Source organism: Nocardia sp. NPDC004718 (assembly GCF_053601535.1).
Map to the genome: position 1 here is coordinate 1 of NZ_JBSGCA010000045.1, position 15,706 is coordinate 15,706.

General features: G+C 66.3%; 18 protein-coding genes. 12 read left to right on the top strand and 6 right to left on the bottom strand.

Annotated elements, in window-relative coordinates:
• The first annotated feature begins 102 nt into the window (after positions 1 to 102).
• Entirely contained in the window at positions 103 to 594 is a 492-nt protein-coding gene (locus tag ACWEH3_RS27640; protein ID WP_450021727.1) for a nuclear transport factor 2 family protein, read from the top strand.
• A gap of 50 nt (positions 595 to 644) precedes the next feature.
• Here ACWEH3_RS27640 and ACWEH3_RS27645 read toward each other — a convergent pair whose 3' ends face one another.
• Positions 645 to 1,085: an RICIN domain-containing protein gene (locus ACWEH3_RS27645; protein WP_450021729.1), complete on the bottom strand. Its 441-nt coding sequence runs from the start codon at positions 1,083 to 1,085 to the stop codon at positions 645 to 647.
• Positions 1,086 to 1,808: 723 nt separating this feature from the next.
• Positions 1,809 to 2,798, bottom strand: a complete 990-nt coding sequence (locus tag ACWEH3_RS27650; RefSeq protein WP_450021731.1) for a helix-turn-helix transcriptional regulator — start codon at positions 2,796 to 2,798, stop codon at positions 1,809 to 1,811.
• Between the two features lie 93 nt (positions 2,799 to 2,891).
• On the opposite strand from ACWEH3_RS27650, the gene ACWEH3_RS27655 reads away from it, so the two are divergent.
• The 3 genes from ACWEH3_RS27655 to ACWEH3_RS27665 all read left to right on the top strand — a co-directional run bounded on the left by ACWEH3_RS27655 (position 2,892) and on the right by ACWEH3_RS27665 (position 6,048).
• Entirely contained in the window at positions 2,892 to 3,314 is a 423-nt protein-coding gene (locus tag ACWEH3_RS27655) for a VOC family protein (RefSeq protein WP_450021733.1), read from the top strand.
• Between the two features lie 388 nt (positions 3,315 to 3,702).
• On the top strand, positions 3,703 to 5,136 hold the full coding sequence (locus tag ACWEH3_RS27660) for an aminobutyraldehyde dehydrogenase (protein ID WP_450021735.1): 1,434 nt from the start codon (positions 3,703 to 3,705) through the stop codon (positions 5,134 to 5,136).
• Between the two features lie 165 nt (positions 5,137 to 5,301).
• A complete protein-coding gene (locus ACWEH3_RS27665) occupies positions 5,302 to 6,048 on the top strand; it encodes an ABC transporter permease (protein WP_450021737.1) in 747 nt (248 codons plus the stop codon).
• Between the two features lie 50 nt (positions 6,049 to 6,098).
• Here ACWEH3_RS27665 and ACWEH3_RS27670 read toward each other — a convergent pair whose 3' ends face one another.
• Positions 6,099 to 6,755 carry a VC0807 family protein gene (locus ACWEH3_RS27670; RefSeq protein WP_450021739.1) on the bottom strand — a complete coding sequence of 219 codons (657 nt, stop codon included), beginning with the start codon at positions 6,753 to 6,755 and terminating at the stop codon, positions 6,099 to 6,101.
• Positions 6,756 to 6,989: 234 nt separating this feature from the next.
• On the opposite strand from ACWEH3_RS27670, the gene ACWEH3_RS27675 reads away from it, so the two are divergent.
• Entirely contained in the window at positions 6,990 to 7,382 is a 393-nt protein-coding gene (locus ACWEH3_RS27675) for a hypothetical protein (RefSeq protein WP_450021741.1), read from the top strand.
• A gap of 73 nt (positions 7,383 to 7,455) precedes the next feature.
• Here ACWEH3_RS27675 and ACWEH3_RS27680 read toward each other — a convergent pair whose 3' ends face one another.
• Positions 7,456 to 7,833 carry a PPOX class F420-dependent oxidoreductase gene (locus tag ACWEH3_RS27680; RefSeq protein WP_450021743.1) on the bottom strand — a complete coding sequence of 126 codons (378 nt, stop codon included), beginning with the start codon at positions 7,831 to 7,833 and terminating at the stop codon, positions 7,456 to 7,458.
• A gap of 2 nt (positions 7,834 to 7,835) precedes the next feature.
• Between ACWEH3_RS27680 and ACWEH3_RS27685 the strand changes: the two genes are divergently transcribed.
• The 4 genes from ACWEH3_RS27685 to ACWEH3_RS27700 all read left to right on the top strand — a co-directional run bounded on the left by ACWEH3_RS27685 (position 7,836) and on the right by ACWEH3_RS27700 (position 10,255).
• Positions 7,836 to 8,093: a winged helix-turn-helix transcriptional regulator gene (locus tag ACWEH3_RS27685; protein ID WP_450021745.1), complete on the top strand. Its 258-nt coding sequence runs from the start codon at positions 7,836 to 7,838 to the stop codon at positions 8,091 to 8,093.
• Between the two features lie 238 nt (positions 8,094 to 8,331).
• Positions 8,332 to 8,562: a DUF6400 family protein gene (locus ACWEH3_RS27690; protein WP_450021747.1), complete on the top strand. Its 231-nt coding sequence runs from the start codon at positions 8,332 to 8,334 to the stop codon at positions 8,560 to 8,562.
• A gap of 298 nt (positions 8,563 to 8,860) precedes the next feature.
• Positions 8,861 to 9,691: an LLM class F420-dependent oxidoreductase gene (locus ACWEH3_RS27695; protein ID WP_450021749.1), complete on the top strand. Its 831-nt coding sequence runs from the start codon at positions 8,861 to 8,863 to the stop codon at positions 9,689 to 9,691.
• Positions 9,692 to 9,841: 150 nt separating this feature from the next.
• Positions 9,842 to 10,255 (top strand): DUF1003 domain-containing protein, encoded by a 414-nt coding sequence (locus ACWEH3_RS27700; RefSeq protein WP_450021751.1) that lies wholly within the window; start codon positions 9,842 to 9,844, stop codon positions 10,253 to 10,255.
• Positions 10,256 to 10,335: 80 nt separating this feature from the next.
• Here the strand turns inward: ACWEH3_RS27700 and ACWEH3_RS27705 are convergent, their stop codons facing one another.
• Positions 10,336 to 10,944, bottom strand: coding sequence for a TetR/AcrR family transcriptional regulator (locus ACWEH3_RS27705; RefSeq protein WP_450021753.1), 609 nt, complete (start codon positions 10,942 to 10,944; stop codon positions 10,336 to 10,338).
• A gap of 77 nt (positions 10,945 to 11,021) precedes the next feature.
• On the opposite strand from ACWEH3_RS27705, the gene ACWEH3_RS27710 reads away from it, so the two are divergent.
• Positions 11,022 to 11,972 carry a zinc-binding dehydrogenase gene (locus ACWEH3_RS27710; RefSeq protein WP_450021755.1) on the top strand — a complete coding sequence of 317 codons (951 nt, stop codon included), beginning with the start codon at positions 11,022 to 11,024 and terminating at the stop codon, positions 11,970 to 11,972.
• Between the two features lie 494 nt (positions 11,973 to 12,466).
• Positions 12,467 to 13,159: a dienelactone hydrolase family protein gene (locus ACWEH3_RS27715; RefSeq protein WP_450021757.1), complete on the top strand. Its 693-nt coding sequence runs from the start codon at positions 12,467 to 12,469 to the stop codon at positions 13,157 to 13,159.
• Positions 13,160 to 13,243: 84 nt separating this feature from the next.
• Here ACWEH3_RS27715 and ACWEH3_RS27720 read toward each other — a convergent pair whose 3' ends face one another.
• Entirely contained in the window at positions 13,244 to 14,578 is a 1,335-nt protein-coding gene (locus ACWEH3_RS27720) for a carotenoid oxygenase family protein (RefSeq protein ID WP_450021759.1), read from the bottom strand.
• Between the two features lie 330 nt (positions 14,579 to 14,908).
• Between ACWEH3_RS27720 and ACWEH3_RS27725 the strand changes: the two genes are divergently transcribed.
• Positions 14,909 to 15,673 (top strand): potassium channel family protein, encoded by a 765-nt coding sequence (locus ACWEH3_RS27725; RefSeq protein WP_450021761.1) that lies wholly within the window; start codon positions 14,909 to 14,911, stop codon positions 15,671 to 15,673.
• Positions 15,674 to 15,706 lie beyond the last annotated feature (33 nt).

Here is a 15,706-nt window from a genome sequence, read left to right on the forward strand (position 1 = left end):
CTTTCAAGCCTCGATAGAGGCAAACAACCATCAGCTACACCCCACCGCCCTGGGCATCCAGGGCACCAACCCCAGACACCTACAAACTTAGGGATATCGACCATGGACGACGCGAGACTGACACGGCTGGAACAACGAGTGCTCCGCCTGGAGGACGAGCTCGAGGTGACCCGGTTGATCGCCTCCTACGGCCCCTTCGCGGACACCGGCGCCGCCGACGCGGTGGCCGCCTTGTGGACCGAGGACGGCGAATACGACGTCGAAGGATGGCATATGCGCTCTCGCGCCGACGTGCACGCGATGGTCAGCTCCGATGCCCACCGGTCCCTGATCGCCGCCGGGTGCTCGCACTTCCTCGGCCCCGCGCACGTCGTCATCGACGGCGACAGTGCCGTCGCCGTGTGCGAATCCCTGCTGGTCCGCCATCAGGACGGCGTCTTTCGGGTTTGGCGTGCCGGAGCGAACCGCTTCGAACTGAGCCGCACGCCGCACGGCTGGCAGATCGTCCGCCGTACCACCCGAGCCCTCGACGGCACACCCGAGGCGCACCGGCTACTGCGCGCGACCATTCCGACCGGGGTTCCACATGATTGAGTTTTGAACAGCGCCCGGTTCGATCGCACTGTCCGCCGTCCGGCGGCTGATCAGGTGTGCTGGAATTGCCACTGCTGGGTGCGGCTGATCGGCGCGGATCGGGCGAGCCCGATCTCCTCAGTGCCGATGTCACCGTCGTGACCGGGCAGGTCGAGGACGAACTCGCAGGCGGCCCAGACAGCGATGCGGTAGCAGTCGGGGTGGGCTTCCTCGGCGGTGATCTGCCACCCCATCGGCGTCCCACTGCACTCGAGGTGGGCTCCCCCGCTCACCACGCCGTCGCCGAGTCCGAGCCTGGTGCCGGTGCGTCCGCTGCCGATGTACCAAATTCCTTCGCCGAATTCCGGCGCTCTGGACAACAGCCAATGCTGCCAGCCGTCCTCGACACCTGCCTCCGCCACCACCGTCACCTGATCAGCGCTATCGAGCGCCAGCACACAACCGGCGCCGACATTGACGATCCGATAGACACCTTCGCTCAAACCGGTCATGATCCGTCGTCCTCACCATCCGCTAGATCCCGAGGCCACGGCATTCCCACGAGCCTCGCATCAGAAGATCCCGTGCCTTTGGGCTACCCCGCCCATCGACCGAAGAATCACGTCGGTACGGGCGCGATCACAGCCGCCTGGATCCTCCGAACGAGACGGAGCCCCCTACTGCTCACCGCGAGCCGCGGTGGACGGTAATGGCTGACTACGATCGAGTCGTTTCGCTGTCCCGCGAGAAATTCGAACAATTGGGAGAGACGAAACGAAGTCGACCAAATCAGATTACGTCGACATCGCACGGATGGAGCGTGTCCCTCGATCTGAGAGAGGGCATACTCGCCGGCGACGAGTACCACCTCCAAAAAAGCGTCTGCGAATGCGGAAGACGCCTCACCATGTACGATTTCGTCTTGACGCCGGCCAATCGAAGTCTCTTATCGTGCCCACATTCGTCTGCAATAAGCCGGTGGTCAACGTAGCTCGGCCTATCCGGTGTTCCGCGTGCGCCAGGGTCTGCCCGCGCCCGTGGTATCGAATGCCGCAAAGTTACGGGTTGCCGACCACCTGCGTGATTGTTCAGCCGAAGGCGACACCCTCTCGTATATCGCGCCCGCTCGTCAGGTAGACGGCTGCTCGGTGTGCTCGATCCCGGCCATCAGTTCGGGCCCGACGCGGTTGCGTGCTGATTCGGGGGCGCCGCCGGACAACGACTCACCCTCACATCTACCGCTTGTGTCCGCTGTTCGCTGCAGCGGTGTAGCGGCGGGCCAGGTGGGCGAAAGCGGCGGTGAGTTCGCGCGGGCCGATGACCTCGATGTCAGCGTCGAACCCGCCGAGAGAGCTTGCGAGCGCGGGCCATGACCACGAGCCCAGGACGATTCGGCAGCGGTCGGGACCGAGCGCCTCGACCACTCCGTCGTGGAGGAACGGGGCGACCTCGGTGGCGGGCAGGTGCAGGATGACCGCGCCGCGGCAGGGCCATCCGCCGTTCGCGTCCGAACCGCGAAACCTGCTGCTCACGAAGGTGGCCACATCTTCCGCAGGGAGTTCGCGCGGAACGAAGCGGGGGCCGGTGGGGATGCGCGGGGTGATCCGGTCGGCTCGGAACGTCCGCCAGTCGTCACGGTCGAGGTCCCACGCCACGAGGTACCAGCGCCCTCCCCACGTGACGAGATGGTGGGGCTGCACTCGACGCGGCGGGTGCGCGGCGGCCTGCGGTGCGGACGCGCCGGTGTAGTCGAAACGCAGCACTTCGCGGGCCTTGATGGCGGCGCCGATCGCCGTGAGAACCTCTGTGCCGACCTCGCGTGCGGACCGGTCGGCGGGCGGTGCGACAGCGGTGATCCGAAGAGTGTCCATGCGGTGGCGTAGCCGCGCGGGCATGACCTGACGGATGGAGTTCAGCGCTCGCGCTGCGGATTCTTCGATACCGGCGCCGGCGGTGGTGGCGATCTGCAGTGCGACGGCCAGGGCGACGGCCTGCTCGTCGTCGAACAGCAGCGGCGGCAGTCGCGTACCCGCGCCGAGCCGGTATCCCCCGTCCGGGCCTTTGCTGGTGACGATCGGATAGCCGAGTTCGCGCAGCCGGTCCACGTCACGACGCACCGTGCGCGGGCTGACTTCCAGCCGCTGGGCCAGCAGCATTCCCGGCCAGTCCCGGCGCGCCTGAAGCAGGGACAGCAGTGCCAGCAGTCGCGCGGAAGTTTTCGGCATGTTTGTCATCCTGCCCGAAGTAGAGGACACAACCTGGCCACTACCCTTGCGAGGGTTGCTCACGTCAGCCATCGAGCCGAATCAGGAGCAACCATGTCCCTCACAACCACCACCCACCTGAACTTCCGCGGTGACGCCCGCGCCGCGCTGGCGTTCTACCAGTCCGTTTTCGGCGGCCACCTCGCCGTCGTCACCTACGAAGACGCCGGAGCCGTCCGTGACGAGTCCGAGGCCGACCAGATCATGTGGGGCCAGGTCCAGGCCGCCAACGGGTTCCACGTCATGGCCTACGACGTGCCCTCGTCGATGGACTACCACCCTGGAGAGAACGGGTTCTTCGTCTCCGTGCGCGGAGAGACCGTCGAGGAGGTGTCGGTCTACTGGGAGAAACTCACCGCGGGCGCGACCGTGGTGATTCCGATGGGCCCGGCGAGCTGGGCGCCCGCCTACGGGATGCTGCGGGACCGTTTCGGTGTGGTGTGGGTCATCGACGTCGTCAGCGAATACAACGGATAACTCGTTGCGTCATCGGGGCGCTCCCGCCCCGATGTCCATCCCCTTCCCGCCGGGCCACCTGGGCAATTCGCGTCGACGAATCTGCTTCTGCCACAGTATCGCCGCCGCATTCCACCAACTCATATAGAATTCCGACGTCTGGACGACAATATTCTCCGCGAGACGAAATTCTTCGCACTCTGACGAAGTAACGCTTTTCGGCGCGGATGAGCAGGGCTCCTGCGGCATGGTCCTCGGCAGTCGCGAGAGGAGTAAAATCGATTCGTTCGATGTCGATAAATCAAATATCGACGACAAATTATAGCCCGACGATGCGACCGGATGCCGAGTCGACCGACCGTCCCACGCCGACGAAGTGTCGACAGAACAGAGCAATCGAGGAGCCATCATGACAGTGGTCCAGAACTTCATCGACGGCAAGCTCGTCGACTCGGTCGGTGGTGCGACGATGGCACTGGTCGACCCCGCTACCGGCGATCGGTACGGTACCGCCCCGGTGTCGGACGAACAGGACATCGACAACGCGTACGCAGCGGCCGCCAGAGCGTTCCGCGACTGGAAGCGGACGACGCCGTCGCACCGCCAGAAGGCGCTGTTGGATTTCGCCGACGAGTTGGAGAATGCCGCCGACGCGCTTGTCGAGGCCGAGGGCCGCGACACCGGCAAGCCGAACCACATCACCTCGGCCGCGGAGATCCCCCCGATGCTGGACCAGACCCGATTCTTCGCGGGAGCGGCACGGGTACTCGAGGGCAAGTCGGCCTGCGAGTACCTGGCGGGCCATACATCCTGGATCCGCCGCGAGCCGATCGGCGTCATCGGACAGGTGACGCCGTGGAATTACCCGATGATGATGGCCATCTGGAAGTTCGTTCCCGCGATAGCGGCAGGCAATACCGTGGTGATCAAGCCGAGCGAAACCACTCCGGTGACGACGGTGATGCTGGCCGAATTGGCCTCTGCACACCTGCCGCCAGGTGTGCTCAACGTGGTAACCGGTGACCGGGCGACCGGTGCGGCGGTGGTCGCGCATCCGACTCCGAAGATGGTATCGATCACCGGTTCGGTGGCCGCGGGCCGTGCGGTCGCGGCGTCGGCCGGGGGCCACCTGAAGCGCACGCATTTGGAGTTGGGCGGCAAAGCGCCGGTCATCGTGTTCCCCGACGCCGATATCGCTGCTGCGGCCCAAGGTATCGCGGCCGCTGGCTATTTCAACGCCGGGCAGGATTGCACGGCGGCCACCCGTGTGCTCGGTCACGGGTCTGTGGCCGACGATCTGACCGCCGCGCTGGCCGAGCAGGCCCGCGGCGCGACAACCACTTTCGGCAAAGCCGCCGATGACGAGGATGCCTGGGTACCACCGGTCAACAATGCCGACCAACTACAGCGGGTACTCGGCTTCCTCGACGAGGTGCCCGATCACGCTTCGGTCGTGGCCGGTGGGCACCGGCAGGGCGACCACGGGTATTACGTCGAGCCGACGGTCGTCGGGGGGCTGTTGCAGGATGACCGGATGAGCCAGAACGAGATCTTCGGCCCGGTGATCACCGTGCAGTCGTTCACCGACGAAGACGAGGCGATCCGGTGGGCCAACGGCGTCGAATACGGGCTGGCCTCCTCGGTGTGGACCAAGGATGTGTCGAGGGCGCTCCGCGTGTCGGCCGCGCTGGACTTCGGCTCCGTGTGGATCAACACCCACACCGCGCTGATCGCCGAGATGCCGCACGGCGGGTTCAAGTCATCCGGACACGGCAAGGATCTGTCGATGTACGGGCTGGAAGACTACACCCGCGTCAAGCATGTGATGGCCAAGATCGACTGAAGCCCGACAACGATGACAGCACAGCCCCTCGCCGCCACCGGCAGCACCATGCACCAATTGCCGCGCGGCCATCACCTCCTCGTGTCGTCCAGGCCGGTCGGCGGCACAATCGCAACAGTGTAGGCAACGAATCCGGTGTGGTGAGCGAAGACGAAAGGGGCGCGGGTGCGCGCGACCGTAGAGCCCGGCGTCGAACTGGCGGTGCTGTGCGTGGTGATGGTGGCTCTGACTGCCGCCTGGTATCGGGTGGCGCGATTGGGACCGACTCCCGTGGCTCCGCGCGCCGCGATCCGCGGCGCCGCACAACTCGGCGTCGTCGCGCTGGTACTGGCCGCGGCACTGGCACATCTCTGGTCCGCGGTGCTCGTGCTGGCCGTCATGTTCGCCGCCGCGGTGGCGACCGCCGCGCAGCGGTCCTCGGCCGGCTGGTCGGGAATGTGGCTCACCGTCGCACTCGGGGCGGGCATCGGGGTGGTGGTGCCGCTGATGCTGATCAGCGGCGTAGTCCCACTCACCGGTGTGGCGTTGGTCCCGATCGGCGGAATCGTGCTGGGCGGGACGATGACCGCGACATCGCTCGCCGCCCGTCGAGCCCTCGACACGGTCGAACAACGGTGGGGTGAAGTGGAGGCGGCGATGAGTCTGGGCTTCACCGAACGCGAAGCACGACTCGAGGTCGTCCGCCCGAGCGCCGGTGATGCGCTGCTACCGGGCGTCGACCAGACCCGCACAGTCGGATTGGTCACTCTGCCCGGCGCGTTCATCGGTGTGCTGCTCGCCAGCGGCTCAGCCCTTCAGGCCGCCGCGGTACAGATGCTGGTTCTCACCGGCCTGCTGCTGGCCCAAGCATCCGCGGTCGCGGTGACCACCGAACTGGTCGCACGATCGAAGGTTCGCCGCACACGACGGTAACGACACGAAGGATCCGTACCAGCCGAAGGTGCCGCACCGACCCGCGCCGGTCACCCCCTGAGCGCTTTGCGCATCCGCTTGACCATCCGGACGGTGACGACCACCAGCACCGTCAACGTGGCGGTGAGCAGCACCGTGGACAACCACGCCATGGTGGGCACCGACAGCCGGTAGACCAACACGATCCGGGTCGCGGCCTCGACGACCAGTCCCACGCCCCACAATGCCGAGATGCGGACGTGGGTCCGGCGGGCGAGCGCATCGGTGCGGTAGGTGTGCTCGACGGCGGCCAGGTCGCCGGTCGCCATGACGCGGCGGGCGGCGTAGTAGGTCAGCGGCTTGCCGAAGAACAGGCCGACCAGGATTATGACGCCGATACCGGCGGTCACCCCAGATTGTTGCACCATGAGCGTGCGGGCGTCGCCACTGAGCAGCGACCCGATCAGTCCGATCACGAAGCCGCCCAGCACCATTCCGGCGAACAGGTCGATCCGGCGATTCCGCGCCACCTCGACGAGCACGGTCGCCGCAGAGGCCAGCGCACCGGCCAGCAGCGCCATGAAGTCGGAGTAGCCGAGCGCGTGCAGCACGAAGTAGGCCGCCATCGGCACCAGGATGTCGCGCGCCACGGGGGCGAACAGTTTTCGCAGGTCCGGACGCCCAGTGGCAGCCTGCGCGGCGGGGGAAACGGTCTCGTCGACGATCATGGTGGGCAACTCCTGTAAGAACGGGCCGGACAGGAATCGAATCTACGAACGCGAGAGCCGTGCGGGATCTGTCAACCGTCATCTCTCGGGCATGACAACTGTCATGCCGCTGTAGCCGCCCGAACGGCACACGACTCGGGCCCGCAGCCGTTCGACGTGGTCGACGTGGCGGAGTCGGCGTTCGGCGAGGACACTGAGGACGTAGCACCCAACTCGTCCCCAGGAGCACATGAGATGCCAACCAACGGGCCTTTCGGCATCGATCCGGAAGATTTCGAACGCGCACTGCGTGGGGCGGGCACCGAGCTCCGCGACCTGCTCGGGAAAGCAGGCGTATACCTGGATCGCGTAGATCACGCGACCGTCGGTTCACTGGCGTCGCTGCTCGGTCAGTTCGTCCAACCACAACAGCCACGTCCACCGCAACCCGAGGGCGAGACCACCGGTGAGACCGGCAGCGGGGTGTGGGTGATCTACAGAGTCGACGATATCGGCGAGGCCAAGGTCGAGCAGGTCTTTCCGAACGAACTCGAGGCCTTGCGCGCACATCGCGACAACATCGATGATCGCCGTCGGGTGCGGTTCCTGCCCTACGGGGTTCCGGCAAGTGTGTTGGATGCGCCCTGACGGCTGTGCAACCACCGGCTACCCCGATGCGATGGACGGTCGAGACATCCGGCTGGGGTGAAGCCCGGCGATTTCAACCGATGCTTTGACGGGTTGGCTCGATGAGCGCGATGAATCGCTGCTCTTGCCGCGGGTAGGGGTTGCCGGTGTATTTCGTCGAGATTTGGTCGACGATCTCCCAAGCGGCGGCGCCTTCGAGCCATGCGACGACCCTGCCGCGGATGACGACCGGCCGGAGCGGGTTGTCGACCGGTGTGAGGGAGAGTGCGATCCGGGGGTCGCGGCGCATGTTGCGAGTCTTGCGATAACCGGGGCCGGTGATGATCGCGATATGGTCGCCGTGGGTGCCGGTCCAGACGGGGACGGAGTGTGGTGCACCGTCGGGCAGGATGCTGGCGAGGTGTGCGATCGAGGTGCCTTCGAGCACGCGGCGCACTTCGGGGTCGAGCATGCTTGTCAACTCCTGGGCGTGACCAGCGGCCACGCTACGAGTACCACCTCACGAAGAAGGGACTCGAGCTGGTGGACCTGCTCATGGTCATGACCCGCTGGGGTGACAGATGGCTCTCGGGCCAGGAAGGCCCGCCCGTGCTCTACCGCCACCACGCGTGCGGCCGGATCAGCGACGTCGACCTGCGCTGCGCCCACTGCGGCGAGCCGATGCACGCCGAGGACATCGACACACTGCCGGGCCCCGGCGCAGCCGGATGACCCCGCCCGCTTGCGTTGCGTCCGGATACAACGGCGCCGGTACCGGTATTCCGGGCCTGGATCAATTGCCGGCCGAACACGCTTCCGATCATTCGGTCTACTCCGCCGTCCAGCGCATATACCGGCATCGAATGTGACGAAGACATATCACAGAACGTGATGCAGGTCATTGCGCCAGAAGGTGCGGTTGGGCATCGTCGTCCATTCGTTTCGGAAAGAACCTGGTTGGAGATGCCGAATGGCCGACCATAATTTTGCTTACGACCTCACGCTGGACGAGGCACGACGGCGCAGCGCCGTCTTGGCGGCGCTCGGAGACGACTGGGATCCGGTCGCGGTGCTCGCCGAGGAAGACCTCGCGTACACCATGCTGTACTCGAATCTCGACGATGAGCAGCAGCGAATCTACGAGGAACTCGTCCAAGCCGGGATCCTGCCGGATCGGGCGACACGCGATACTGCCCACTGATCCCACCGGCGAGCACGAACCGTGACCGGTGTTCGGCGTGTGCGACAGCCCGGCCGCCGGACGGATCGTCCCCGAGCCGGCATCCGGAACTGATCCAGAGCTGTCGCGCGGGACCAGGGACACGGCCGAGTGGTCGGAGTGCACCCGGATCGTAGGCGCCGGTCGTCCGCACCGTTATCGTTTCCTGAGGAGATCTTCGCCCGCCGGAATCCACGCCCGCGTGGGCCGGGACGCGAAACGGTATACCTTCAGCGGCGGGTCGCTGACCAGCGGAGGCAACAGGAAGGTTCGGACGTTTATGGCGATCGACGGTCTCGGACGGTACGGAGTATGGCGCGGCTACCAGGGATTCGCTCCCGCGGACGCCGCCGAACTCGAGGGACTCGGTTACAGCGCGCTGTGGCTCGGTGGGTCGCCGCCCGCCGACTTGCCGGTGGTCGAGTCGTTGCTCGAGGCGACGGAGACGCTGATCGTCGCCACCAGCATCGTGAATATCTGGACGGCACCGGCGAACACGGTCGCCGAATCGTTCCACCGGATCGAACAACGATTCCCCGGCCGCTTCCTGCTCGGTATCGGTGTGGGGCACCCGGAGGCCAACAAGCCGTATCAGAAACCGTACGACGCGCTGGTGGAGTACCTCGACGAGCTCGACAAGGCCGGGGTGCCGAAGGAGCGGATCGCACTGGCGGCCCTCGGGCCGAAGGTGCTCGAACTCTCGCGTGAGCGCACCGCCGGCGCGCTGCCGTATCTGGCTCCGCCAGAGCACACCGCGCGGGCGCGCCGGATCCTCGGCTCCGCACTACTGGTCGCGGAGCAGAAGCTCGTGCTCGACGACGATCCGCAGCGGGCGCGTGAAGTCGGCAGGCAGAGGGTGGACATGTATCTCGGCCTGCGCAATTACGTCTCGAACCTGCGGCGTCTCGGCTTCTCCGAGGACGATGTTGCCAAACCGGGCAGTGACCGTCTCATCGATGTGCTCACGGTGCACGGCACGCCCGTCGAGGTCACCGGGCAACTGGTCGAGCATCTGAAGGCTGGTGCCGATCACGTTGCGCTGCAAGCATTGGATGCGGACTATCTCGGCTCGCTACGCCAACTCGCGCCGCTGCTGACCGCGGCCGACTGAATCACCGTGCCGCGCCGCGGTCTCGTGAGGCGGCCATTCGCTGATCCACGTCGATCGACGGTTCGATGGGTGCGCACAGCGGTGTCGAGCACTGGCGGCCGATAGTATTCCGGCGTCGTCGTCCACCATCCTCCTGCCGGGGAGCCCACCGTGTCCCAACCGCCGAATCCCGCCCAGCACCCGGTCGTGGTGGACTTCCACACCCGCCGCCGCGACAACTGGCAACTACGCATCGCCGACTGGATCACCCGCTTTGCCGGATCGATGCCGTTCGTCTACCTCCACGCGGCCGGATTCGCCGCCTGGATGCTCCTCTGCGAGGAAAGCCCCTGGCCGACACTGACTCTCGTGGTATCCCTCGAAGCGATCTTCCTCTCGACGTTCGTGATGATCGGACAGAACCGGGCGGCCGAATTCCAGCAGCTCAAAGCCGATCACGACTTCGCCGAGGAAGAGCTCGAACTCAAGACCAACACCGAACTCACCCGCGCCATCCACGCCATGACCACCGAACTGCACCGACGCATCATCGAGGAAACACCCGACCAGGGAGAGCGATTGTGATCGCGGTCAACCGACCGGCTCGGCAGCGCGCTGCCACCGTCCCGCGATGCGAGGAGTCGCGTTGCGGCGGAAAGCGACTCCTACCGCGCACGCGGCATTTCCGACAGCGGACCGTTCTCGGGCGAGGCGCGGAATGCCTGGATCATGAGCGCGGCGAAGCGCCGCGAGGCCGCCACACGGGTCTGCGAGCCGGCCCGGATTCCTCGGTGTGCCATGAGCATGAGGCTCAGGTCGGCGACTGCGAAGTCGGGTCGCAGCTGCCCGGTCTTCTCGGCGCGGCGGGCCAGTTCCCCGACCGCCCGTAGCGCAGCGGCACGTTCGGCGGCGAAGTCGAATGCGTCGGGAAAGGTCGAGGTGAACGCCTCGGTGAAGCCGCGATTGTCGGCGTGCAGCGCACAGATGTTCTCGATGAACAAGCAGAAACCATGCCAGGGATCCGGGTCGGACAGCCCTTGCTCGACGAGGGCGCGGCAGGCGCGCATCTCACCGGCGAACGCGGCGGTGGCCAGGATCTCCTTGGTCGGAAAATGCCGGTACAGCGTCGCGGGCCCGACCCGGGCACGGCGGGCGATATCGCGCATCGGCACGGTCATTCCCTCGGCGGCGAACAGAGCGCGCGCGGCGTCGAGAATGCGTTCTCGGTTGTCCCTGGCATCCGAACGCAGAGTGTGAGGCAAACGGTCGGCCACCGCTCTCACTTTAGCTAAGCGGACGCCCGCGTCCGTTAGCGTCGGCTCCGGGGAGTGACGGGAGACGAGGAGAGCCAGTGAAAGCCATCGAGATCCGGACCTTCGGAAGCCCTGACGGATTGGCAGTGGCCGACATTCGCATCCCGTCGCCCGCCGCGGGACAGGTGCTCGTCACCACGGAGGCGATCGGCGTCGGTGGAGTGGACGCGGTGATCCGGCGCGGCACCCTCGGCAGTTACGGCTTCCGGGAAGGGCACATCCCCGGCAGTGAGGTCGCCGGCGTCGTGACCGGGGTCGGCGCGGGTGTCGACCGCTCATGGGTGGGGCGGCGGGTGTGGGCGTTCACCGGGGTCGGCGGCGGATATGTCGAACATGCCGTCGCAGCCGCCGAGCAGATCGTCGCGCTGCCCGAGCACCTGTCTCCGGCCGCGGCGGTCACCCTGGGCAGTTCTGGAGTCGTTGCGCACTTCGGTCTCGCTCACGCCCGCTTCGCCCCAGGCGAGTCGGTGCTGGTGCGCGGAGCGGCCGGGAGTATCGGAATCTCGGCCGTGCAGCTCGCCGCTCGCGCCGGCGCCGCCGCGGTCGCGGTCACGACCTCCTCGCAGGAGCGAGGCGATCGGCTCCGCGCCCTCGGCGCCACCCAGGTGTTGGACCGCGCCGGGACCGGTGGCGCGGACTACGACGTCATCATCGACATCGTCGCCGGCGCCGCCGTCCCGTCGTTCCTCGGCAAACTGGCGCCGAACGGCCGCATGGTGGTCGTGGGGATCGTCGCGGGTTATCCACCGGCCGATTTCGGTATGACGATGATGACGGCGTTCCAGAAGTCGCTCTCCTTCGCAACCTTCAGCGCCGACACCATCGACCACGCCGCCCAGCGAGCGATCCGCGCCGAGCAGTTCGCCGCCGCGGCTCGCGGGGAACTGGATGCGGTAGTGCACGACATGCTGCCGCTCGAGCAGGCCGCGCTGGCGCATCGGAAGATGGACGCCGGAGAGGTTTTCGGTCGCATCGTCCTGACGCCGTGAGCGGTCGCGTCGCCGGCGCCCGCGCTCGCCAGCCGTCTCGGGCCTCCGGTGGCAAGACGTCGACTGTCCGGGCACCATGCCACCGACAGCGCGGCGTTAGGGATCGGAATTCCACCCGACCGCGGGATGGGCGGCTCGACGCGTTCCGTCGGATTCACGGGCCGTATCGGTTCCAGAGGCGGCGTCGGTACTGCCATGGCCCCCTCATCCCCTGCCTTCCGCAGCGGACCCCTACGTTCGACAGCCGGAAGTGCCCGCGATCGCAATAACATCGTGCCGGTGGCAATTCGAGTTCGAGGGTGCGAGCGGTGAGGTAGCTTCTGTTCGACCTGCTGGGTCGAGCACAGGCGTGTCGACACGAGAAAAGTGCTCCTGAACTGGGAGTATCGGAGTTGCGCAGCACACTCGACACCGCATTCAGCCGACCGTGTGGATGTCGACCGCTCGACGTCCCGACGAACTCGCCCCGACCCACCGAAGGAAATCAGAGCGCCGTGACAGACATCAGCATCCAGACGCTCGACGAAACCATCGACGCGGTGCTCGAAATTCCGTCCGGCGAGGGACCTTGGCCTGGCGTGGTCGTCATCCACGACGCCCTCGGGCTTCGCGACCCGCACCGGAAGATCGCCCGTCGCATCGCCGACAACGGCTACCTGGCGATCGTGCCCAACCTGTACTCCCGCGGCGGGATGATCCGCTGTATGCGATCGATGTTCAACGATCTCATGGCCTATGAAGGCCGCACCTTCGACGACATCGCGGCGGCACGAAAATTCTTGGCAGAACGGTCCGACTGCACCGGGGCGCTCGGCATCGCCGGATTCTGCTCGGGCGGCGGGTTCGCCCTCGTAGCCTCTACGAAGGGCTTCGGCGCATCAGCGCCGTTCTATCCACCGCCCCTGCAGAGCAAGTACGCCGAAATCGTCGAGGGCGCGTGCCCCATAGTCGCCAGCTTCGGCCGACGCGATCCGATGAACCGGGGTAGCGGCCCGCGCCTCGAAGAAGTGTTGACCCAAAAGAAGATTCCACACGACATCAAGACCTACCCCGACGCGGGGCACAGCTTCGCCGACCGCACTCCCGTGCAGGCGGTGGCGCGCATCTTCGGGTTCGGCGAGAACGAGAAAGCCGCCGCGGATGCGTGGCAGAGGGTATTCACGTTCTTCGGCCAGCACCTGCGGTGACCGCGACGCTGCAAGCACACCTGCCCGCCGCGCTGTGTCGGCACACGGATTGGAGGAGACCGCGCGGGCGGTCGGCGCACAGAGTCAAAAGGGGATCCAACTGCCGTGGAAGCCGGTGGGGATTCGGACGGGCAGGTGGACTTCGGCGATGGGAGGGCTGTCGAGGTCGGCGGCGTCGAGAATCAGAAGGTAGCCGTTTCCGCGAATACGGTCGTGGGCGAAACTCATCAGGTATCCGTCGTTTTCGTCCGTCGCCTGGGGGCGCGGGACGAACACGGCCTCACCACAGGTATGGCCTTCCGGCAGTCGGTGGGTGCGCCGTGAGGCGCCGTCGGCGAAGTCGTAGCGGTAGATGCGGGAGTGGCTCGGTTCGGCTTCGAGCGAGAAGCTGACCAGGTAGCCGAAGCGGTGGTGGAGCCCGACCGTGCTGTCGGCGACGCGCGGATACTCGGCCACCGCGTCGTCCACCGGCTGTTCGGTGACGGTGCCCTCGGCAAGCCGCAGGCGCCACTGGTGCAGACGGGGCAGCCCGCCGCCGATATCGTCGCTGCCGGCCCGCCACAGTTCGGCCACCCGCGTGCCGGTGAGGGTGATGGCGCCGTCGTCCTCGAAGGCGTTGAGGGTGTGCCATACATAGCAGGGTTCGATGTCGAACCAGCGAACCGGGCCACCGGCGCGGGCCATCACCCCGAACCGGGCGTGATGTCCGTCGTCCCAGCGCCACGCTGCGGTGGCCTGGTCGAACACGACCGGCAGGTCCATGAAGACCACGTGGTGCCGGGTCACGGCGAAGTCGTGCATCATCGTGGCTTGCGGAAGTTCGATCGGCTGGGTCCGGAGCAGCTCGCCGGAGGGTGACACACGGTGGTAGGTCAGATACGGCGGCCGCAGTCGGTAACCGAAGAACAGCAACTCGCCGGATTCCGGACAGATCTTGGGGTGCGCGGTCATCGGCGTTCGCAGCGCGCCGTCGAAGGTGAACGGTCCGACGGTCTCCAGTTCCGGCGTGAGCTGGTAGGGGAAGCCGCCTTCCTCGAGCGCCAGCAGTCGGCCGGCGTGGCTGACGACGTGGGTGTTGGCCGTGGTGACCCGGTAATCCATCGTCGCGGTCGCCGGGTCGAAGCCGAGTTCGAAGCGCGATCGGCCCGGGTGGCGGTAGAGCGGGGTGCGCACGTAGCGGTTGCGATACCAGCGCGCGCGTCCTTCCGTCAAGGCGACCGCGTGGACCATGCCGTCGCCAGCGAAATAGTGCGGTGACCAACCGGTCCGCGGGTTGGGACCATTACGCACGAACATTCCGTTCAAGTCTGCGGGTATTTCTCCGATCACCTCCGCTGGTTCCACGGTGCATTCCTCGGTGACCGGCGCGTTGTTCCCGGCCAGATGCAGTGGCACCGCTGCGTGCGACGGCATTGTCATCGTCGGATCTCCCTTCCCTGGATCACCGTGCCAGGATGCCGAGACAATTCCCGAACAAACAGACTTGTTCTCGGCGGAGTCCTGAGCCGCTCACCGAACTCCCAGCTCAGCGCCGCGCAAAAAAATGCGCGACCCGATCACCGCCATCCGCGCCAGCAGCGGCCGTCGCGGACGGCGGCGGCCGACTCGTCGCTGGAATGACGAGCGGGACAGGCGCGGCGACCTGGGTTCCGTGTGAGAATCGGCTGGAGAACGGCCGGTCTCTTTCGGGACTCAGCGGCCGAACCCGCGGTGTCGCCGACACCGCTGCGCAGCGACACAGGTAGTCCGATGACCGAAACACATTCCGAGTGCACCCGCAGAGAGTCCTGGGAGCGGACGACCGGCATCCCCTTGATGGTGCTGGCCGTCGCGTTCCTCTGCGTCTATGCCTGGCAGGTACTCGATACCGGGGCATCGCCTCGTCTGGACGCCTGGCTTACCCGGGTCGACGTGCTGATCTGGGCGGCGTTCGCGCTGGATTTCGCCGTGCGGTTGGGGCTGTCCGGCAACCGGTTGCGGTTCCTGCGTACCCACCCGGTCGACCTGTTGATCGTGGTGTTGCCGCCGCTTCGCCCCCTGCGGCTGTTGCGGGCGGCCATGCTCGTGATCGGCACCCTGAACCGGAACACGACGACCAGAGCCAGGCTCGCGGTATTCGTCGGAACTAGTTCGCTACTGCTTCTGCTGCTGTGCAGTCTGGCTTTCTTCGACGCCGAGTACGGGGCGGCCGACAGCAAGATCCACAATTTCGGTGACGCGCTGTGGTGGTCGATGGTGTCGGTCACCACCGTCGGCTACGGCGATGTGTATCCGGTGACCACCGAAGGCCGTTTGATCTCGCTGATCCTGATGACCTTGGGCATCGGCCTGATCAGTTTCGCGATCGGCACCACCACCAGCTGGGTGATGGATCAGCTGAAGAGCGTCGAGGCGAATGTGGAGAGTACCGATCGGGAGATCACCGAACTCGTCGCAGAGATCAAAGCATTACGCGCCGAAGTGGCCGCTCTGCGCTCCACTGTGATCGAGCCGGATACCGTGCCGGCCGAATGACCGACGCACCACCAGCGGATGCGGGCCGGTGCG